This window comes from Streptococcus sp. HMSC061D10 (genome assembly GCF_001808865.1).
In the GTDB taxonomy this organism is placed as follows: Bacteria; Bacillota; Bacilli; order Lactobacillales; family Streptococcaceae; genus Streptococcus.
The window spans coordinates 128,956-147,283 of record NZ_KV795008.1; the positions used below are offsets into that span (position 1 = coordinate 128,956).

At 40.6% G+C, this 18,328-nt stretch carries 22 protein-coding genes; 13 read left to right on the forward strand and 9 right to left on the reverse strand.

Annotated features, from left to right (window positions below; all coding sequences use genetic code 11):
- Positions 1–44 precede the first annotated feature (44 nt).
- From HMPREF2728_RS03465 to HMPREF2728_RS03525, 13 genes are all read left to right on the forward strand, one after another.
- Positions 45–401: a DUF2200 domain-containing protein gene (locus HMPREF2728_RS03465; protein ID WP_075227042.1), complete on the forward strand. Its 357-nt coding sequence runs from the start codon at positions 45–47 to the stop codon at positions 399–401.
- A gap of 2 nt (positions 402–403) precedes the next feature.
- Positions 404–907: a phosphatase PAP2 family protein gene (locus HMPREF2728_RS03470; RefSeq protein WP_075227043.1), complete on the forward strand. Its 504-nt coding sequence runs from the start codon at positions 404–406 to the stop codon at positions 905–907.
- A 118-nt stretch (positions 908–1,025) separates the two neighbouring features.
- Complete coding sequence (locus HMPREF2728_RS03475) at positions 1,026–1,472, forward strand: LytTR family DNA-binding domain-containing protein (RefSeq protein ID WP_000776599.1); 447 nt, start codon at positions 1,026–1,028, stop codon at positions 1,470–1,472.
- 4 nt (positions 1,473–1,476) lie between these two features.
- A complete protein-coding gene (locus HMPREF2728_RS03480) occupies positions 1,477–2,151 on the forward strand; it encodes a LiaF transmembrane domain-containing protein (RefSeq protein WP_075227044.1) in 675 nt (224 codons plus the stop codon).
- Between the two features lie 106 nt (positions 2,152–2,257).
- Positions 2,258–2,446 carry a 50S ribosomal protein L28 gene (gene rpmB / locus HMPREF2728_RS03485; protein WP_001140948.1) on the forward strand — a complete coding sequence of 63 codons (189 nt, stop codon included), beginning with the start codon at positions 2,258–2,260 and terminating at the stop codon, positions 2,444–2,446.
- 150 nt (positions 2,447–2,596) lie between these two features.
- Positions 2,597–2,962: an Asp23/Gls24 family envelope stress response protein gene (locus tag HMPREF2728_RS03490; RefSeq protein ID WP_000216431.1), complete on the forward strand. Its 366-nt coding sequence runs from the start codon at positions 2,597–2,599 to the stop codon at positions 2,960–2,962.
- A gap of 2 nt (positions 2,963–2,964) precedes the next feature.
- On the forward strand, positions 2,965–4,629 hold the full coding sequence (locus HMPREF2728_RS03495; protein WP_075227045.1) for a DAK2 domain-containing protein: 1,665 nt from the start codon (positions 2,965–2,967) through the stop codon (positions 4,627–4,629).
- Positions 4,630–4,837: 208 nt separating this feature from the next.
- The gene (locus HMPREF2728_RS03500; protein WP_075227087.1) at positions 4,838–5,044 is read left to right on the forward strand and encodes a hypothetical protein; all 207 of its coding nucleotides are present in this window, start codon (positions 4,838–4,840) and stop codon (positions 5,042–5,044) included.
- Positions 5,041–5,235, forward strand: coding sequence for a hypothetical protein (locus HMPREF2728_RS03505; RefSeq protein ID WP_075227046.1), 195 nt, complete (start codon positions 5,041–5,043; stop codon positions 5,233–5,235). Before HMPREF2728_RS03500 ends, HMPREF2728_RS03505 begins: the two co-directional genes overlap by 4 nt.
- Positions 5,222–6,106 carry an ABC transporter ATP-binding protein gene (locus HMPREF2728_RS03510; protein ID WP_075227047.1) on the forward strand — a complete coding sequence of 295 codons (885 nt, stop codon included), beginning with the start codon at positions 5,222–5,224 and terminating at the stop codon, positions 6,104–6,106. Before HMPREF2728_RS03505 ends, HMPREF2728_RS03510 begins: the two co-directional genes overlap by 14 nt.
- A 1-nt stretch (position 6,107) precedes the next feature.
- On the forward strand, positions 6,108–6,845 hold the full coding sequence (locus HMPREF2728_RS03515) for an ABC transporter permease (protein WP_075227048.1): 738 nt from the start codon (positions 6,108–6,110) through the stop codon (positions 6,843–6,845).
- Positions 6,845–7,942 carry a sensor histidine kinase gene (locus HMPREF2728_RS03520; protein ID WP_075227049.1) on the forward strand — a complete coding sequence of 366 codons (1,098 nt, stop codon included), beginning with the start codon at positions 6,845–6,847 and terminating at the stop codon, positions 7,940–7,942. The genes HMPREF2728_RS03515 and HMPREF2728_RS03520 overlap by 1 nt, the downstream gene beginning before the upstream one ends.
- On the forward strand, positions 7,943–8,542 hold the full coding sequence (locus tag HMPREF2728_RS03525; protein ID WP_075227050.1) for a response regulator transcription factor: 600 nt from the start codon (positions 7,943–7,945) through the stop codon (positions 8,540–8,542).
- A gap of 60 nt (positions 8,543–8,602) precedes the next feature.
- Here HMPREF2728_RS03525 and HMPREF2728_RS10820 read toward each other — a convergent pair whose 3' ends face one another.
- The 9 genes from HMPREF2728_RS10820 to HMPREF2728_RS03570 all read right to left on the reverse strand — a co-directional run bounded on the left by HMPREF2728_RS10820 (position 8,603) and on the right by HMPREF2728_RS03570 (position 18,089).
- A complete protein-coding gene (locus HMPREF2728_RS10820; RefSeq protein WP_075227051.1) occupies positions 8,603–10,183 on the reverse strand; it encodes a hypothetical protein in 1,581 nt (526 codons plus the stop codon).
- 70 nt (positions 10,184–10,253) lie between these two features.
- Positions 10,254–11,474, reverse strand: coding sequence for a DNA cytosine methyltransferase (locus tag HMPREF2728_RS03535; protein ID WP_075227052.1), 1,221 nt, complete (start codon positions 11,472–11,474; stop codon positions 10,254–10,256).
- Positions 11,475–11,501: 27 nt separating this feature from the next.
- Positions 11,502–11,924, reverse strand: coding sequence for a hypothetical protein (locus HMPREF2728_RS03540; protein ID WP_075227053.1), 423 nt, complete (start codon positions 11,922–11,924; stop codon positions 11,502–11,504).
- Between the two features lie 11 nt (positions 11,925–11,935).
- Complete coding sequence (locus HMPREF2728_RS03545) at positions 11,936–12,220, reverse strand: STAS-like domain-containing protein (RefSeq protein ID WP_075227054.1); 285 nt, start codon at positions 12,218–12,220, stop codon at positions 11,936–11,938.
- The gene (locus HMPREF2728_RS03550; RefSeq protein ID WP_148130255.1) at positions 12,221–13,261 is read right to left on the reverse strand and encodes a hypothetical protein; all 1,041 of its coding nucleotides are present in this window, start codon (positions 13,259–13,261) and stop codon (positions 12,221–12,223) included.
- Positions 13,262–13,412: 151 nt separating this feature from the next.
- Entirely contained in the window at positions 13,413–16,061 is a 2,649-nt protein-coding gene (locus tag HMPREF2728_RS03555; protein WP_075227056.1) for a valine--tRNA ligase, read from the reverse strand.
- A 1-nt stretch (position 16,062) separates the two neighbouring features.
- On the reverse strand, positions 16,063–16,893 hold the full coding sequence (locus HMPREF2728_RS03560; RefSeq protein ID WP_075227057.1) for a hypothetical protein: 831 nt from the start codon (positions 16,891–16,893) through the stop codon (positions 16,063–16,065).
- A 64-nt stretch (positions 16,894–16,957) separates the two neighbouring features.
- Positions 16,958–17,524 carry a GNAT family N-acetyltransferase gene (locus tag HMPREF2728_RS03565; RefSeq protein WP_075227058.1) on the reverse strand — a complete coding sequence of 189 codons (567 nt, stop codon included), beginning with the start codon at positions 17,522–17,524 and terminating at the stop codon, positions 16,958–16,960.
- On the reverse strand, positions 17,511–18,089 hold the full coding sequence (locus tag HMPREF2728_RS03570; protein ID WP_075227059.1) for a flavin reductase family protein: 579 nt from the start codon (positions 18,087–18,089) through the stop codon (positions 17,511–17,513). The genes HMPREF2728_RS03565 and HMPREF2728_RS03570 overlap by 14 nt, the downstream gene beginning before the upstream one ends.
- Positions 18,090–18,328: the final 239 nt, after the last annotated feature.

The following is an 18,328-nucleotide window of genomic DNA, read 5'->3' on the forward strand; positions in this document are numbered from 1 at the left end:
CCTTCTTTTTCTTCTTTATACTGGTATAATAGAAAGAGGAAAGTATGAGTCAGAAATTATACAATATGAAATTTTCTGCGGTCTATCCAGCCTTGATTGCAAAGGTTGAGCGAAAGGGTGGAAGGGCAGAGTCCGTTCACCAAGTGACCAGTTGGCTGACAGGTTATGAGGTGAGTGACATCCTTGCTTGTCTGGATAGGGACCTTACCTACGGAGATTTTTTTCGACAGGCACCGTCTTATGTACCTGAACGGATGGCGATTACAGGGAAGATTTGTGGTGTTCGTATTGGGGAAATTGACGATCCTCTGATGCAGGAAATCCGCCGTCTGGACAAATTAGTGGACTGGCTTGTCAAGGGGAAAACAGCCCAGCAGGTCCTAGAAAAGTATGAGAAATAAACATGAAAAACTATCAAGAGTGGTACGACAAAAGGAAATCAAGTCTCCTTCAACATCCACAGCTATTACAATTGATGCGAGTTTTTAATCGCATGATGACAGTTCTGATGCCCTTAGCCTACTTGACTTTGTTGGGGACAAGCCTTATGAGCAAGGGCTTGGGGAACGACTTTTACGCTTATATCTTAGTGCCAGCATTGGGTTTTGTTCTATTGACGCTGGTGCGTAAGTGTATTAATCAACCGCGTCCCTATGAAACTTGGGGAATTGTCCCACTATTAGACAAGGACAGCTCTGGGAATTCAATGCCTAGTCGCCACGTCTTTTCAGCAACCATTATTTCCATGGCTTGCCTACATGCAAATCTGCCTGTGGGGTTGGTTTTATTGGTCTTATCAGCTCTTCTCGGTCTTGTGCGGGTCTTAGGAGGCGTTCATTATCCCAAGGATGTTCTGGTTGGCTATGCCTGTGGGCTCATTTGGGGAATTCTTTTCTTTATTTTGTGAAATGCAAAGCAAGTGGGCCTGGCCTCGTAACCACTTACGAGTCAAAAGTGACCACTTGCTTTTTTGCCCTTGTAAAGTCTTATGGGCTTTGGTATAGTAGATGCAGAAAGGAGATAGGATGAAGTTACGAATCGAGATTGATAGTGAATTAACTGAGACAGAGATTGTCATCAAGGCTGCAGCCCTGACAGATGAAATAGCTGATTTGCAACGACTCTTGCAAGAAACCAAGGCTCCTAGGTTGATCTTTTATAAGGGGACGGGTGAGTACTACTTAGACTTGTCAGAAATTCTCTTTTTTGAGACAGAAGGTAGCAAGATTTACGCTCATACCCAGAAAGAAGCCTACGAGGTTCGGCTCAAGCTTTATGAGTTGGAGTCCATTCTGCCCCGCTATTTCAGTCGGGTATCCAAGTCGACCATTGCCAATATCCGGCAGGTTTACTCGGTGGACAAGTCCTTCTCAGGTACAGGAACTATTTCCTTTTATCAGACCCACAAGGAGGTTCACGTGTCACGGCACTACCAATCCCTCCTAAAAGAAAATCTAAGAAACATGAGGTAAGAACATGAAAAAGAAAGTATTTGGTATTGTGTTGCTAGTATTGGCAGCTTTAGTGTTATTGCAGGGGAATTTTGGAATCCCTTCTCTGGGAGGGCACATTTGGCCCTTGATCGGTATTGGATTTTTTGCCTATCAATCAATTGAAGCTTTGCTTCGTCGTCATCTGACATCAGCCTCTTTTACAGCCCTAGTGGCACTCATGATTGCTAATCATTTTTATGACATTTTACCGATTCCCAATCAGTCATTGTTTTGGGCTAGTATTCTAATTGTTCTTGGAGTTAGTTCTTTGACTCACTCCAACAGAACTTGGAATGGTAAAAAATGGTGGTATGACGGTGAAAAGACCATTCTCACAGATAAGGAAGTCGCTTTTGGGACAGGTACATTTTACAAGCAAGACCAAGAATTGGTAGAAGACGAGTTTGAAGTCGGATTTGGGAATGCCAAAATCTATTATGACAATGCAGAGATGTTAGGTGATTTTGCTACTCTGAATATCGAAGTCGGTTTTGGGAATGCAGTTATCTACGTGCCTCAACACTGGAGAGTAGATCTAAAGGTGGAAACTTTTTGTGGTGCTGCCAAGGCAGATGCTCCTGTAGCCCCAACCAGCAAAACTTTGATTATCCGTGGGGACGTTGCTTTTGGGAAATTAGGAGTTGTTTACGTTAAATAAAAAAATCTTCCAATCCCCTTGCCAAAACAGAGAAAGTGTGATAACATAGTACAGTATGTGGTGCTAGCACATCCGCTATATTAGATCTAATAGGAGGAAAACACAAATGGCTAAAGTATGTTACTTTACAGGTCGTAAGACTGTATCAGGAAACAACCGTTCACACGCGATGAACCAAACAAAACGTGCCGTAAAACCAAACCTTCAAAAAGTTACTGTACTTATCGATGGTAAACCTAAAAAAGTTTGGGCTTCAGCTCGTGCTTTGAAATCAGGTAAAGTAGAACGCGTTTAATAAAGAGTAAAAGGCCATCAGGTCTTTTTCTTTTGCTCTAAGCTCAAAAAGTCTCGTCAAAGGAGCAAATATCCGCCGATACAGTATTCTGCTTTTACACTTGGCTTGAAATATGATAAAATAGAGTATCAACTAGTTGAGGTAGAAAAAATGACTGTAAAAATTAATACAAAAGATGGTCAAATCGAACTAACAGATGAAGTGATTGCTACCGTTGTAGGCGGTGCAGCAACTGAGATTTTTGGTGTGGTCGGTATGGCAAGTAAGAAAGCCCTCAAAGATAATTTCCAAGCCCTTCTTGGGAAGGAAAATTATTCTAAAGGTGTCGTTGTAAAAGCGGCCGAAGATGGTAGCATTGCAGTTGATGTATATACCGTGTTGAGCTATGGAACTAAGATTAGTGAAGTCTCAAAAAACATCCAAGAGCGTGTACGTTTTAGTTTGGAAAATCAACTAGGCATCACTGCTCAAACTGTAAATGTCTACATTCAAAATATCAAAGTTGTAGGAGAATAATCGTGTCAAATATTACTACAAGCTTATTTCAAGAAATGGTACAGGCTGCATCTACTCGTTTGAACAAGCAAGCCGAATATGTCAACTCATTGAACGTCTTCCCAGTTCCAGATGGAGATACAGGAACAAATATGGGAATGACTATCGAAAATGGTGCCAAAGAAGTAGCAGACAAACCAGCTTCAACTGTTGGTGAGGCTGCAAGTATCTTGGCTAAAGGTCTTTTGATGGGTGCGCGTGGGAACTCAGGAGTTATCACTTCTCAGCTTTTCCGCGGATTTTCGCAAGCCATCAAAACCAAAGAAGAGTTAACAGGGAAAGACCTAGCTCTTGCCTTCCAATCTGGTGTTGAAGTAGCCTACAAGGCTGTTATGAAGCCAGTTGAAGGAACAATCTTGACTGTATCACGTGGTGCTGCCATCGGTGCTAAGAAAAAAGCAGAGCAGACAGACGATGCCATTGAGGTTATGCGCGCTGCCTTGGAAGGAGCTAAAACAGCCCTTGCTAAGACTCCAGACATGCTTCCAGTCTTGAAGGAAGTTGGCGTTGTGGACTCAGGTGGTCAAGGATTGGTCTTCATCTATGAAGGTTTCCTTTCAGCTCTTACTGGTGAATATAGCGCTTCTGAAGACTTTGTAGCGACTCCAGCTAACATGAGTGAAATGATCAATGCAGAACACCACAAGTCTGTAGCTGGACATGTGGCAACAGAAGACATCACATTTGGTTACTGTACTGAGATCATGGTTGCCCTTAAGCAAGGTCCAACTTATGCTAAAGAATTTGACTATGAAGAATTCCGTAACTACTTGAACGAACTTGGAGATTCTCTACTTGTTGTCAATGATGATGAAATCGTCAAAGTTCACGTCCATACAGAAGATCCAGGTCTTGTCATGCAAGAAGGTCTCAAATATGGTAGCTTGGTCAAGGTTAAAGTAGATAACATGCGTAACCAACACGAAGCACAAGTAGAAAAGGAAGCTCAAGTCAGCAAGCCAGCTGAAGAAAAAGAATACGCTCTTATTGCTGTAGTAGCTGGACAAGGTTTGGCAGATATCTTCCGTGCTCAAGGTGTGGACTATGTCATCGAAGGTGGACAAACCATGAACCCTTCTACAGAAGATTTTGTAAAGGCTGTTGAGAAAGTCAATGCTCGTAACATTATCTTCTTGCCAAACAACAAAAACATCTTCATGGCAGCTCAATCTGCCGCTGAAGTCTTGGAACAACCGGCAGTGGTGGTAGAAGCACGTACTCTTCCTCAAGGATTGACTAGTCTTCTTGCTTTTGATCCAAGCAAGTCTATCGAAGAAAACAAAGACCGTATGACTGCAGCTCTTGCTGATGTGGTCAGCGGTAGTGTAACAACAGCCGTTCGTGACACGACTATCGATGGTCTAGAAATTCATGAAAATGACAATCTTGGTATGGTAGATGGTAAGATCCTCGTATCAAACCCTGATATGCACCAAACCTTGACTGAGACCTTGAAACATATGTTGGATGAAGACAGTGAAATTGTAACCTTCTATATCGGTGAAGATGGAAGTGAAGAATTGGCTAACCAAATCGCCCAAGAAATCACAGAAGAATTCGAAGATGTAGAAGTAGAAATCCACCAAGGTCAACAACCAGTGTATCCATATCTTTTCAGTGTGGAATAAGAATGAAATAGAAAACGAAAGAGGTCGGGAAAAGATTCCCGATCTTTTTGGTTTGCAATGAGTTTTGGACCCAGTAGCTGATAGGTGCTAGAAAATCAATCCAATCTAGTAATTTCTGTTCCATCATTTTTAATGACATTTGTCATATTTCCTCATGACAGAAGCTTCTAGTGATTCTACCTTCAAAGAATTATACTAGATGTATCAAATGGAGGAAGAAAAAATGAAAGATAAAGTAATTGTCGCAATGAGTTTAGTAGCAGCAGGAGTCATGACCTATCTCATGTTTTCTGGATTGGATGAAAACTTCTATCATTTTCCTTGGGAGTTATTTGCAGGTTTCGGAATCATGTCTTGGTTGATCCGAGAAGGTTTGAAATTGGTCTCAGATGTGAAAAAGGAGTTTGAAAAATGAAAAAAGCGATTCTCTTTCTTTTTATTGGACTGTCACTAGTGGTATGGTTGGTAGAAATGTTTACAGGTTGGTTTGATCAAGCCTTCCTTCACCAATTCATCCGTGGTGCCTGGGGGTTAGGATTTATGATTTTTATCGCCTTTCCGATGGGAAAGGAGTGGCTGAAAGGAGAAAATCATGAACATGATTAAGGTAGAAAGCCTAAATAAAAACATCAAGGGCAAGGCTATTTTGAAGGATATTTCCTTTGAGGTAGCTGAAGGTGAATGCGTCGCCTTGATTGGACCCAATGGTGCTGGAAAGACCACACTCTTGGACTGTTTACTTGGAGATAAACTGGTCACAAGCGGTCAAGTATCCATCCAAGGCTTGCCAGTGACGAGTTCTCAGTTAGACTACACAAGATCCTACCTCCCTCAAGAAAATGTCATCGTTCAGAAATTAAAGGTCAAAGAGTTGATTGCTTTCTTTCAAAGCATTTACCCAAATCCCTTGAGCAATCAGGAAATCGATCAACTATTGCAGTTTGACCAGCAACAAAAAGAGCAATTCGCAGAAAAATTGTCAGGTGGGCAAAAGCGACTCTTCTCTTTTGTCTTGACCTTGATTGGCCGACCAAAGCTTGTCTTTTTAGATGAACCAACTGCTGCAATGGATACTTCAACCCGTCAACGCTTTTGGGAAATTGTTCAGGAGCTAAAAGCTAAGGGAGTTACCATTCTCTATTCGTCCCATTATATCGAAGAGGTAGAGCATACAGCGGACCGAATCTTGGTCTTGAATAAGGGAGAGTTGATTCGCGATACAACACCTCTAGCCATGCGCAGTGAAGAGATTGAAAAGCACTTTATCCTTCCTCTAGCATACAAGGAAGTCATTGAGCAGTCTAACTTGGTTGAAAACTGGTCACAAAAACAAGATGCTTTGCAAGTAGTTACACGTGAAGCGGATGCTTTCTGGGAACTGTTAGTTCAGGCAGGATGTAGGATTCAAGAAATTGAAGTCAATAATCGTAGCTTGTTGGATACAATCTTTGAAGAAACACAAAAGGGAGATGACTAAGATGAAACGATGGATCGCACTAAACAAGATAGAATTTCTATTGACCAAACGACAATTAGTCTATTATCTGTTATCCGTTGGGATGCCGACGGCCTTCTATCTATTCTTTTCAGGCATGTACCAGGACACACCAGGTGGACCTGCGAATTTTATGCGCGACTACCTCATCTCCATGACGGCCTTTTCCATGATGTCGACAGCTATGTTTTCATTCCCAGCTGTTTTACATACCGATAAAATCAACAATTGGCAGAAAACATTACGCCATACTCCAGTAAATATGGTAGAATATTATCTATCAAAGATAACAAGTATGATGGTTGATTATTTGGTTTCAATCCTGGTTGTTTTCTCAGTTGGGCGCTTGGTCAGAGGTGTGGATATGCCTCTAGGAAGCTGGATTGGGGCTGCGTTCTTGCTGATAGTAGGAAGTGTAGCTTTTGTAGCGCTTGGATTGACCTTAACACTCTTGCCTTCTAGTCAGCTGATGTCTGTCGTGGGCAATCTTCTCTATCTAGGCTTGGCTGTGTTAGGCGGACTCTGGATGCCCATCTCTTTATTTCCAGACTGGATGCAAGCAATTGGGAAGTGCCTACCAACTTATCAGTTGATGGAGTTGCTCAAGACTTTCTTAAATGAGGCGGGCATCAATTTATCAGCCACAGTTTATCTACTTGTTTTTTCAGCAGTTTTGTTTGGTTTGACCATTTACCTTCAAGGTCATAAGGAGAATTCTTAATGCTTGAAAGACTGAAAAGTATAGACTATATGTATTGGGCCAGTTTGATTTTTATGGTTTTTTCCATCATTCCTGTAGTGACTGGGGAGCTTCCTGTCTGGCATTTATTGATTGATATTCTATTTGTAATGGCGTATTTGGGCGTTTTAATAACTAAGAACCAGCGCCTTTCTTGGCTTTTCTGGGGCATCATGCTAATCTATGTAGCTGGGTATACTGCCTTTGTTGCTGCGAATTATATCTGGTTCTTCTTTTTCCTTTCCAATCTCTTAATTTATCATTTTGGTGTACGTAGTTTAAAATCTTTACATGTCTGGACTTTTCTCCTTACTCAAGTGTTTGTTGTGGGGCAACTGTTGATTATTCAGAGAATCGAAGTTGAGTTTCTATTCTATCTGCTTGGGATTCTTACGTTTGTCGATTTGATGACTTTTGGCTTGGTTCGGATTCGGATTGTGGAGGATTTGAAAGAAGCGCAAGCTAAGCAAAATGCCCAGATAAATCTATTGCTTGCTGAAAATGAACGAAGTCGTATCGGTCAGGATTTGCATGATAGTCTGGGACATACCTTTGCTATGCTGAGTGTCAAGACAGATTTGGCCTTGCAGTTGTTTCAGATGGAGGCTTATCCACAGGTGGAAAAGGAATTAAAAGAAATTCACCAGATCAGCAAGGATTCCATGAATGAAGTGCGAACTATTGTGGAAAATCTGAAGTCACGGACCCTAGCTTCAGAACTTGCAACTGTCAAAAAGATGCTAGAGATTGCTGGAATTGAAGTCCAGATTGAGAATCACTTGGACAAGGCTAGCTTGACCCAGGATGTAGAGTCGACGGCTGCTATGATTTTGCTAGAACTTGCGACCAATATCATCAAGCATGCCAGAGCTAAAAAAGCCTACCTAAAACTGGAACGTACAGATCAGGAATTGGTCCTGACAGTCAGAGATGACGGGAAAGGTTTTGCAACTGTAAAAGGGAATGAACTCCATACAGTCCGAGATCGTGCCTCGGCCTTCTCAGGTCAAGTAGAGCTAGTCAGTTTGAAAGATCCCACAGAAGTGCGCGTGCATCTGTCTTATAAGGAGAGAAAGTAGATGAAAGTATTAGTCGCAGAAGATCAAAGTATGCTTAGAGACGCCATGTGCCAGCTCTTAAGCTTTCAACCAGATGTGGAGACCGTCTTGCAGGCGAAAAATGGGGCTGAAGCTATCGAGGTTTTGGGGAAAGAAACAGTAGATATTGCCATCCTTGACGTCGAAATGCCAGTAAAGACGGGACTAGAAGCGCTCGAGTGGATCAAACAAGAAGTGCCTGAAACCAAGGTGGTTATCGTTACAACCTTTAAACGTCCAGGTTATTTTGAACGAGCGGTCAAAGCAGGAGTCGACGCCTATGTCTTGAAAGAGCGAAGCATCGCCGAACTCATGCAAACCCTGCATACGGTGTTAGAGGGACGCAAGGAATATTCTCCAGAGCTGATGGAAGTCATGATGACCCATCCCAATCCCTTGACCGAGCAAGAAGTCGCTGTTCTACATGGAGTTGCACAGGGGCTGTCCAACCAAGAAATTGCAGATAAGCTCTACCTCTCAAACGGCACCGTCCGTAATTACATGACCAATATCCTCTCCAAACTAGGCGCAAGCAACCGAACCGAAGCAGCCAAAACTGCCGAAGAAGAAGGCTGGTTGTGAGGGGGGAGATAAGTAAGTAAAAATCTCTTAGAAATGAATCTAAGAGATTTTTTGTGTTGTTCAGCTCTTTTTTGCTACCCAACCGATGGCATCGTGTGGTGGGTTTTCGGTGTCAATCCAGATGAATTCAATTCCAATTTCCCCGTTTTTAAACTTGGTCAATCGAATACCGTTGATTTCCAGTTCATTGAGTCTTTGACCTGTCAAGATTTCTCGTTCCTTCAACTGGAAAACACCACGCAAAATCCAATTTCCAAGGATTTCTTGCTTATCAGTCGACTGAATCGCCTTGCCAGATTCTTGGTTGATATAGGCATTAATGACATCTCCAGAAGGTAAGAAGCGTAGCTTAAAGGTTCTTTCTTCTTTGGATAGAGCTAGTTTTTTAGTCCCAGGTTCAAAAGTTCCAAATCCATGACCAAAGAAGTCAGGCCTTTCGTCATGAAAGTTCTTGGAGTCAGGTAGCGGGATGTAAACTTCGCTAACTGGACGATAAACTAGCTGTTCAATTTCTTTAATGAGTTTTTCATTGCCAGTATTATGGGCAAAGTGAATCAAATCCTCACGAATCGCCTTCATCTGAGCTTTTTCTTCCTTGCTGGTCCACTTTTTCAAGAGGATTTCTTCTAGGGAGAAGGTCACAAAAGCTAGTTCTTCTGGAGCCAGACTGTCCTTAAATTTATCCTGAATCTTTAAAATTCGTGGGAGACGATCTTTTTTGGCTAGTTTTGAACCACCGTTAAAGGCATTAAAACCAGAGTTTTCTTCTACATTTCCATGTTTGTCTGTGATTACCCAAGACACCGTTTCTAAGATATCGGATTGTTCCTTTTCAGCTGTTAGCAAATGAAGATTTTCAAAGAGAGAAAAAGGATCTTCGATGTAATGAACGTCCCAAGTATCTACCACAATATCTTTATTATTAAAAGTCATGTGGAGCTGGCTGTCAGCTGCTGTGTACTTGTAGTGGTGTTGCCCATCTGTAAATCGGAAATTAGTTGGATTGTTTTTGGTAGTTGAGCCTTCAATGACTAGATTATCAATATCGACTGGTAGATAAGTTGTTTCACCGACAAAAATCTTAGGATTTTCTCCTTTTGGTGTGGGCATCAAAACATGATAAACAGCTTCAACATTGACCGAGTCTGAGTTGAATCCCTTGATTTGCGCCTTAGAGGATTCGATTCTCTGATTCCTCAAAGTTGCAATCTTTCGTGCTAACTCTTCATAGCGTTGATAGTTTTCCTTGTCCGCTGTTTCTTTATCTACTGAAATATCTGCATGAAACTTGATATCACCTAACAAGTCTGTCCAAGATTGAGAATCTTTCTTGAACTGGGCAATTTTTTGGTCTCCAGAATTAATCCCAAAAGACTTGATACCCACTAGATATTTATGATTTTCGTCTACAACGACAGAGGCATCATAGGAAGTATTGGCAATATCTTCCCCTACAGCATTAAAAGCCTTCTGGAAAACTGTCTCCTGAAATTTGGAGTTGACAATAGGAGCAACAGAATGTTCTGTTTGTTCCTCGTCTTCGGATTCTGCCTTTTGAGAGAAAGCTTGGCTCAAGCTAGCGAAGTTGGTAATTAAGGTTTTGTATTTGTCTTTTTGTTCAGACTTTAGATGTTCCCACATAAGCGCCCTCTTTTCTATTTTCAGTATATCAAAAGAAGATTAGTTTTTCACTAATCCTCTTATATATTCGTTAATTAATACTGTAAAATTCGAGTTTGCCTTGTTTTTTTACAAGTCTCAAATATTCTTCATCTGATAGAATTGCTAAACCATCGTCATAAGACTTGATTTTTTCAAGAGCCTGGTCATAGCTATCCACAAAATCCTTGACATAGGATTGCCCTTCAAATTGACCATTCATCTTGGTGTAGATAATCGCAAATTTTCCAGAGCGGTCAAGTTGAGATTGTCCTTGGCTTTCGTTCAAAGCCTTGGCAACATTCTCTGCGATGCGTTTAATCACAGGAACAACTACGCTATTTCCTGCTTGCTTGTATAGCTGACCGTTAGAAACCCCTTCTGGGATTTTAAAGGACTTAGGATAACCTTGAACGTTAAAGGTTTCTTTCGGAGTCAGTTTACGAATCTCACCACTGTCTGTCAAAATCAACGGAACGTTATGTCCACCTGTTCCCATATTGGCTGTTAGGGTAGGGACGACTCCATTTTTGTTTTCACGGACATACTGACGGCGCCACTGGTAAACTGTATCTTGACTGGTGACTTCAAACTTCAACTGGTCATAGAAATTTTGCTTGCCTTCACGGTAGTAGTAGACCTCGTCTAGCTTATCGCCAAAGTTAATGACGTCTTGAAGAGTCGTGGTTAGTTTGATTTCCTCTGGGAATTCAAACAAGTCATAAGCTTCTTTGGTATCAAAACCAACAATGTAGATACGCTCACGGTTTTGTGGAATATTTCCATAGTCTTTCCCGTTGAGAACTTTCCACTTGATGAAGTAGTTGTTCTCAGTTAAGGCTTCACGAATAACCTTGAAGGTATTACCATGGTCATGACCGACCATGTTCTTGACGTTTTCGATAAAAATAGCACGAGGTTTGCATCCCTCAATCATCCGAAGCAATTCAAAGAAAAGATCGCCACGATCATCATCAAAGCCCTTGCGATAACCCGCAATACTAAAGGCTTGGCAAGGGAAACCTCCCATAATCACATCCACGCGCTCAGCTGGAATATCCTCCGGCTGAACATCGTGAATATCACGACCATCCAAATAGGTATCTGGATGGTTTAACTGATAAGTCTGACGCGCATACTTATCAAACTCATTGGCATACACCACTCTGAACTCGTTGGTCTGTTCAAATCCCAACTCAATTCCCCCAACACCTGAGAAGAAAGCTGCAATGTTGTACTTCTCAGGTCGGTTCGAACTTACAGAATTTGTCATGTAGTAACCTGCTTTCTAAATAGAGAATTATTTGATAAAATATTTGTCCATAATTAACTTAAATAATTCCGATATTTTTTTATCAATTTTATTCGAATGATCAGTTTGTTTTTTCCCTTTATATTCTTTATCATCAACAACTAAATCATCCAATTCTGTCAATAAATTTTTCAATTGATCATAAAAAATTTTATCAACATACTCGTAGAAAGAAATTTTATTACCTAATTCAGCAATAAGCTCCTCGAATTTTTTTGTATTTTCAAGTCTTCCACGATTGTCAAATCTAATATCATTTCTCGCTTCAACGCAGTCTTGAGTTAAAAAATTTAAGAATATTTGATTGAAAAAAACGGTATTCTGAGACACTTTATCCTTTTTTATTTGCTTATACAATGCAAAACCTGATATCAGCAATGCAAATATAGCAATTACATCTGATAACTCCATTATCCCTCCCGCTAGTATAATTTCTTATAAAACATTTCCGTTAGTTCATCATCTTTCATTTTTATAACAACCTGTTTCTTAGCAGTGTTTTTACCGACTTTTTTTACAAAACCTGCAAAAAACCCTTGCACAAACGAGGATGAAATTTTTTCAATTGTAGTTGGAAAGATAATTTCAACTTCATTATTTAGATCAACCTTATCCAGGTTATTTTCCTCATAGACATGAACTCCTAATTCAAAACCAATCAGTCTTGCTAATGAGGTTGGAATTCCTTTAATTACTATTTTCTCCATTTACTGCTCCACTTCTATTACAAAATTTAGATTATAAGCTGTCCCTGGGAAAAAAATCGGACATCTGCCTATTATATTCTTATTCGGTGGAAAATCAACAAAGTTTTTCTCTTCATTGTAACACATCCACTGCTCTTCATTTTCAAATAAATAATCATCATTAAAAATAATTATATGTTTTCCTGATAAAACATAACAGTTACTTAAATCTGAGTCCTCTATCAATGATTGCAACAGCACATAAAGTCCTGTTCCACCGACATCTTGAATTTGCTTCCTACCGGATATTCCTAATTGAGTTGCTGCAAGATAGTAGAAAAAATCTTCAGGATAGTCATCATCAAAAAACTTAGTATGCTTTTTATAAGCATCCATAATTTTTTTATATTTTTCACCGGTCAGTTCTTCTGAATTTAGTTTGTGTTTAATATCTTCGAAAAGTAGTTTATCTGAAAAATTTACGATAGCTATATTTACACCTTTAAATTCTCCATCAACAATAATCCCTTTTTCTTCTTTTCCGTGACTATCTGTTAAGTCTATATCAATTAAACAATCTGACTTTGCATGCTCAAATGTATTACCTATTAATTCGGCACATATTTCAGAAATTTTCTCCGAAGACTCTCGTTTAATATCCATTTTTTTTAAAAATAAGTCCAATTCAGTTTGAATTACTGATTGATAAAATGGATCTCCTTCCTTATCAGAAAGTCTATAAACTTTTCTATAATGAGTATCACTCTCGTCACTTAAAAATTTCTCAAAAAATATCTTTTTAGAGAATTTTTTATTTAAATGAATTAAAGGAGATTTTCTTATACCATCTGTTAAAATAGTTGGTTCAGGTCCCCAAAATATTCGAATATTTCTATTTTCATAATTTAGATAATAGTAACACAAACATTCCATTAGTATGTATGTTAACTTATCCGCTATTTCCAAGCCATTATTAGTTATTTCAAACCAAACAGGAAGATTAACTTTCGGATACTTCTTATTAAGGTAATTCATATGAAAAATAATATCACCAATTGTCATTCCTGAAAATATTTTCTCATGTTCATTAACATAATGGAAATTAAATTTATTATCTCTGATCCAATTCACATTAGATAATTCGTTATTGCAGATAACTATTTGTTCCAAATACTTCAAAAGTTTACCTCTGGTTTTATATCACTATTGCTGTTTATTTCACCAACTTCTTCATCTCATCAATACGTGCGACGGTCGCGTCGTATTTCGCTTGGTAGTCGGCTTGTTTGTCGCGTTCTTTTTGGACGACTTCTGGTTTGGCATTGGCTACGAAGCGTTCGTTAGAGAGCTTCTTACCGACCATATCCAGTTCTTTTTGCCATTTAGCCAGTTCCTTGTCGAGACGAGCTAGTTCTTCTTCGACATTGAGGAGGTCTGCCAGTGGCAAGTAGATTTCTGCTCCTGTGATGACGCTTGACATAGCGAGTTCAGGTGCAGGGATGTTTGATGCAATTTCCAAGTGTTCTGGATTTGTGAAGCGTTTGATGTAGTTGACGTTGCTATTAAAGAAGGCTTCCAAGTAGCTATCGCTAGTCTTAACAAGTATGGTGATAGGCTTGCTTGGTGCTACGTTTACTTCCGCACGTGCATTACGAACGGCACGAATCAAGTCTTTGAGACTTTCCACACCAGTGTGGGCAACAAGATCTTCAAAGGCTGGATTAACAGTTGGGTATGCTGCTGTAACGATAGAGCCTTCTGAGATTTGTCCAAAGATTTCCTCTGTCACGAATGGCATGATTGGGTGAAGGAGACGAAGGATCTTGTCCAAAGTGTAAAGGAGAACAGAACGTGTGATGACTTTCTCTTCTTCGTTATCGCTATAAAGAACTTCCTTGGTCAACTCAACATACCAGTCCGCAAACTCATCCCAGATGAAGTTGTAGAGGATGTGTCCAGCCACACCAAATTCAAATTTGTCAAAGTTAGCAGTTGCTTTTCCGATAGTTTCATTGAGGTTGTGGAGAATCCAGCGGTCTGTGACATTTCCAGCTTCCTTGTTGACAACTTTTTCCACATTAGCAGTTGCTTGCTCGAGGGTCAAACCTTCATTGTTCATGAGGATGTAGCGAGAGATGTTCCAAATCTTGTTAATGAAGTTCCATGAAGCATCCATTTTCTCATAAGAGAAGCGCACGTCTTGACCTGGTGCAGAACCGTTTGAAAGGAACCAACGAAGGGCATCGGCACCGTATTTCTCGATGACATCCATAGGGTCAATCCCGTTACCGAGTGACTTAGACATCTTACGTCCTTGCTCGTCACGGATAAGACCGTGGATAAGGACGTTTTGGAATGGCTGACGACCAGTGAATTCCAATGATTGGAAGATCATACGAGATACCCAGAAGAAGATGATGTCGTAACCTGTTACCAAGGTTGAAGTTGGGAAGTAACGTTTGAAGTCTGCTGAATCGACATCAGGCCAGCCCATAGTTGAGAATGGCCAAAGGGCAGAACTGAACCAAGTATCCAAGACGTCTTCGTCCTGAGTCCATCCGTCGCCTTCTGGAGCTTCCTCACCGACGTACATTTCACCCTCAGCATTGTACCAAGCAGGGATTTGGTGACCCCACCAGAGCTGACGAGAGATTACCCAGTCGTGGACATTTTCCATCCATTGGAGGAAGGTATCGTTGAAACGAGGTGGGTAGAATTCTACCTTGTCGTCTGTGTCTTGATTGGCAATAGCGTTCTTAGCCAATTGGTCCATCTTAACGAACCATTGCGTTGATAAGCGTGGCTCAACCACAACACCTGTACGCTCTGAGTGACCAACACTGTGGACGCGTTTTTCGATTTTGACGAGGGCACCGATTTCTTCCAACTTAGCAACGACTGCCTTACGAGCTTCGAAACGGTCCATGCCTGCAAATTCGAAGGCCAAGTCATTCATGGTTCCGTCGTCGTTCATGACGTTAACTTGTGGCAAGTTGTGGCGTTGACCAACCAAGAAGTCATTTGGATCGTGGGCAGGCGTGATTTTCACGACACCAGTACCAAACTCAGGATCTGCGTGCTCATCTCCAACGATTGGGATGAGTTTATTAGCGATAGGAAGGACGACGTGTTTACCTATCAAGTCCTTGTAGCGTGGGTCTTCTGGATTGACCGCAACGGCAACGTCCCCAAACATGGTCTCAGGACGAGTTGTCGCCACTTCAAGGGCGCGAGATCCGTCTTCCAGCATGTAATTCATGTGGTAGAAGGCACCTTCAACATCCTTATGAATCACCTCGATATCAGAAAGGGCTGTGCGAGCTGCTGGGTCCCAGTTGATGATAAACTCACCACGGTAGATCCAGCCTTTCTTGTAAAGGTCCACAAAGACCTTGCGGACAGCTTTTGACAAACCTTCGTCAAGGGTGAAACGCTCACGAGAGTAGTCTACAGAGAGCCCCATCTTGCCCCATTGTTCCTTGATAGTAGTGGCATATTCGTCTTTCCATTCCCAGACCTTATCGAGGAATTTTTCACGACCGAGGTCATAACGGGTAATGCCCTCACCACGCAAGCGCTCCTCAACCTTAGCCTGAGTTGCAATCCCCGCGTGGTCCATACCTGGAAGCCAAAGCGTGTCAAAGCCTTGCATACGTTTTTGACGAATGATGATATCCTGCAAAGTTGTATCCCAAGCGTGACCAAGGTGAAGCTTACCAGTTACATTTGGTGGTGGAATGACGATTGAATAAGGCTTAGCCTTTTGATCTCCTGAAGGCTTGAAAACATCCGCATCAAGCCATTTTTGGTAACGACCAGCCTCAACCTCGGCTGGATTGTATTTAGGTGAAAGTTCTTTCATTTTAGTCCTCCGTATTTATGTTTTCTTTTAAAAAATCTATATATCTTTTTTCTTCTTTATTAACTTTATTAAAATAAGTATATTCTACACTGATTACTATTACTATTGTCAAAAGAGAGAAAATTATTGTAATCGAAACTGTTATTTCAGAAGAAATCATCCAGTATAACATTCTGTATATACTATAGCTTATAGACCCAAATAGGAATGCTAAAAACAGTCTTTTAGCAATTGTTTCTTCGTTAATTTTTCTACTAACATCGCTAAAAAAGAATATACCTAATATCATAAATAAAGATGATAAAGTTAAAAGCACTGTATCTAAAATTTCTTTCACATTAAGAAGAAACAGAAAATTAGAAAATGAACCAACTACTAACACAAAATATATCAAATTATTAATTGCATCAAATTTTATTTCACGCTTTGATCTCTCCCAATCATATTTCAACAATATTTCTAAGTATTTGCTTAATATTTTTATATTTTTATTTGAATAATCAAAATTATCAATCAATTGCCAAATATGCCCATCATTCATATAAAATTCATATTCATCAGTTTCATCAGTTTCATCAGTTTCATCAGTTTTAAGTTTATATCTACCATATGGATTTAACTCTGTTTCAAGTCTACTTACTGCAGAGTATCTATTATTTCCACATAATAAATCAACGATAATCGATTTAATCTCCTTTCGCCACTCTGAGCGTTCTTTAGTTATAAAATCAAGTTTGTTCTTTTTGCTATTATTAAGAAAGACTAATATCGCGCTTAATATAGCCCCTATACCTGCTCCACCAAGTAAAGCAATAATCTTACTTATTTCCAATATTTTTCACCTCACTTTTTAAAGTCAATCAGTTAAAACTGTTCAAATTTTTCGAACAGTTCAACTAACAGTTTAAACCCTCCCACTCACTCTTCAGCAAGCCATATATCAGACTGTCACAGCGATTGCCTTGGGCATCTTTGCGGTCTCTTATACGAGCTTCAAGAGTAAATCCAAGTTTTTCTGCGACTCGTTGACTTTGAAGGTTGTAACCAAAACAAGTCAGCTCAATCTTGTGTAGGTTCAATTCTTTAAAAGATAAATCAATCAAGGCACGCGCCGCTTCAGGCACATAACCGCGCCCCCAATAGTCTGGGTGCAAGATATAGCCAATATCCAGTACATCGTCTTCGTAGCGACGGGGGAAATCGACAGAACCAATGATTGTATCGGTTCCTTTAACGATAATTCCGTAGCCTGCTGGGAGATTTTCTTTTTCGTTGCGCTCAGGAAGGATGTGCTCTAGATAATAAATCTCGTCTTCCAAGGTCTTGACGGGTGGAAAACCTGCTGGGTAAGAAACCTCTGGACGACTAGCATAGTCAAAGATAACCTCGGCATCCGCCACGGTACGGACTCGTAAGACCAGACGCTCCGTTTCGATTTGTTCTGGCAATTCAGTTCTTGTCATCCTTCTTCCTCGCTTTCTTAATGAAGCTCCCCATGGGATTGACTCGGTCATCCAGATAACGGTAAACGCGTTGATGACCGTCCCCCATAAAGTAAGTCGGTGCAAAGCGGTCATTTTTAAAATGCTCTTTATCGTCCAAGAGCTCTGGATCAGCCAGTCGCTCGAGAATCTTGGCAAAGATATGGCAGATGCCATCTTCCTCGATAATTCGATCTACCTGACAGTCCAATACGACTGGACATGCCTCTAAAATCGGGGCCTGAGTCCGTACAGAAATTTCGTAGTCAAGCCCTAGGTGTTTTAACTTTTCCTGATGGCTGATAAAACCAGCCTGCTCCATTTCGAGCATGAAGTTTTCATCAGGGATGTTTACGGTAAACTGTTGATAATGCTTAATCTGGTCAGCCGCATTTTCCTCAGCACCAACACCGATGACCAGCCAATCTCCCAGGCTATAAGAGGAACTGCAGGTCGTGATATTGTGCCCAAAGTTCTGGTCCTGATAGCCTAAGATGAAGATAGGAAAACCATAGTAGAGCTTGCTGGTGTTAAAAGATTGTTTCATGACAACCTCCTTTGGCTAGGGGTCTAAAATAAAAATCGTCCCTGCCATCAATCTGACAGGGACGAATGTGTTAATCCGCGGTACCACCCAATTTCGGGCAGATGCCCGCAACTTTAATCTTCTTGTTTCTCTTTTATGACGTCGTTAGCTCGTCTTGGCGTACTTGAGTACAGCCTGCAACTCGCTGCCTAGTCCTAAAAGGAAACAAAAAGATTATTCTAATATTTCATTTTCATCCA

What these genes read in the sequence shown, in the direction of transcription:
- HMPREF2728_RS03465 (WP_075227042.1), top strand. Translation starts at nt 45, where the DNA reads ATGAGTCAGAAATTATACAATATGAAATTTTCTGCGGTCTATCCAGCC.
- HMPREF2728_RS03470 (WP_075227043.1), top strand. Translation starts at nt 404, where the DNA reads ATGAAAAACTATCAAGAGTGGTACGACAAAAGGAAATCAAGTCTCCTT.
- HMPREF2728_RS03475 (WP_000776599.1), top strand. Translation starts at nt 1,026, where the DNA reads ATGAAGTTACGAATCGAGATTGATAGTGAATTAACTGAGACAGAGATT.
- HMPREF2728_RS03480 (WP_075227044.1), top strand. Translation starts at nt 1,477, where the DNA reads ATGAAAAAGAAAGTATTTGGTATTGTGTTGCTAGTATTGGCAGCTTTA.
- rpmB (WP_001140948.1), top strand. Translation starts at nt 2,258, where the DNA reads ATGGCTAAAGTATGTTACTTTACAGGTCGTAAGACTGTATCAGGAAAC.
- HMPREF2728_RS03490 (WP_000216431.1), top strand. Translation starts at nt 2,597, where the DNA reads ATGACTGTAAAAATTAATACAAAAGATGGTCAAATCGAACTAACAGAT.
- HMPREF2728_RS03500 (WP_075227087.1), top strand. Translation starts at nt 4,838, where the DNA reads ATGGAGGAAGAAAAAATGAAAGATAAAGTAATTGTCGCAATGAGTTTA.
- HMPREF2728_RS03505 (WP_075227046.1), top strand. Translation starts at nt 5,041, where the DNA reads ATGAAAAAAGCGATTCTCTTTCTTTTTATTGGACTGTCACTAGTGGTA.
- HMPREF2728_RS03510 (WP_075227047.1), top strand. Translation starts at nt 5,222, where the DNA reads ATGAACATGATTAAGGTAGAAAGCCTAAATAAAAACATCAAGGGCAAG.
- HMPREF2728_RS03515 (WP_075227048.1), top strand. Translation starts at nt 6,108, where the DNA reads ATGAAACGATGGATCGCACTAAACAAGATAGAATTTCTATTGACCAAA.
- HMPREF2728_RS03520 (WP_075227049.1), top strand. Translation starts at nt 6,845, where the DNA reads ATGCTTGAAAGACTGAAAAGTATAGACTATATGTATTGGGCCAGTTTG.
- HMPREF2728_RS03525 (WP_075227050.1), top strand. Translation starts at nt 7,943, where the DNA reads ATGAAAGTATTAGTCGCAGAAGATCAAAGTATGCTTAGAGACGCCATG.
- HMPREF2728_RS10820 (WP_075227051.1), bottom strand. Translation starts at nt 10,183, where the DNA reads ATGTGGGAACATCTAAAGTCTGAACAAAAAGACAAATACAAAACCTTA.
- HMPREF2728_RS03535 (WP_075227052.1), bottom strand. Translation starts at nt 11,474, where the DNA reads ATGACAAATTCTGTAAGTTCGAACCGACCTGAGAAGTACAACATTGCA.
- HMPREF2728_RS03540 (WP_075227053.1), bottom strand. Translation starts at nt 11,924, where the DNA reads ATGGAGTTATCAGATGTAATTGCTATATTTGCATTGCTGATATCAGGT.
- HMPREF2728_RS03545 (WP_075227054.1), bottom strand. Translation starts at nt 12,220, where the DNA reads ATGGAGAAAATAGTAATTAAAGGAATTCCAACCTCATTAGCAAGACTG.
- HMPREF2728_RS03550 (WP_148130255.1), bottom strand. Translation starts at nt 13,261, where the DNA reads ATGACAATTGGTGATATTATTTTTCATATGAATTACCTTAATAAGAAG.
- HMPREF2728_RS03555 (WP_075227056.1), bottom strand. Translation starts at nt 16,061, where the DNA reads ATGAAAGAACTTTCACCTAAATACAATCCAGCCGAGGTTGAGGCTGGT.
- HMPREF2728_RS03565 (WP_075227058.1), bottom strand. Translation starts at nt 17,524, where the DNA reads ATGACAAGAACTGAATTGCCAGAACAAATCGAAACGGAGCGTCTGGTC.
- HMPREF2728_RS03570 (WP_075227059.1), bottom strand. Translation starts at nt 18,089, where the DNA reads ATGAAACAATCTTTTAACACCAGCAAGCTCTACTATGGTTTTCCTATC.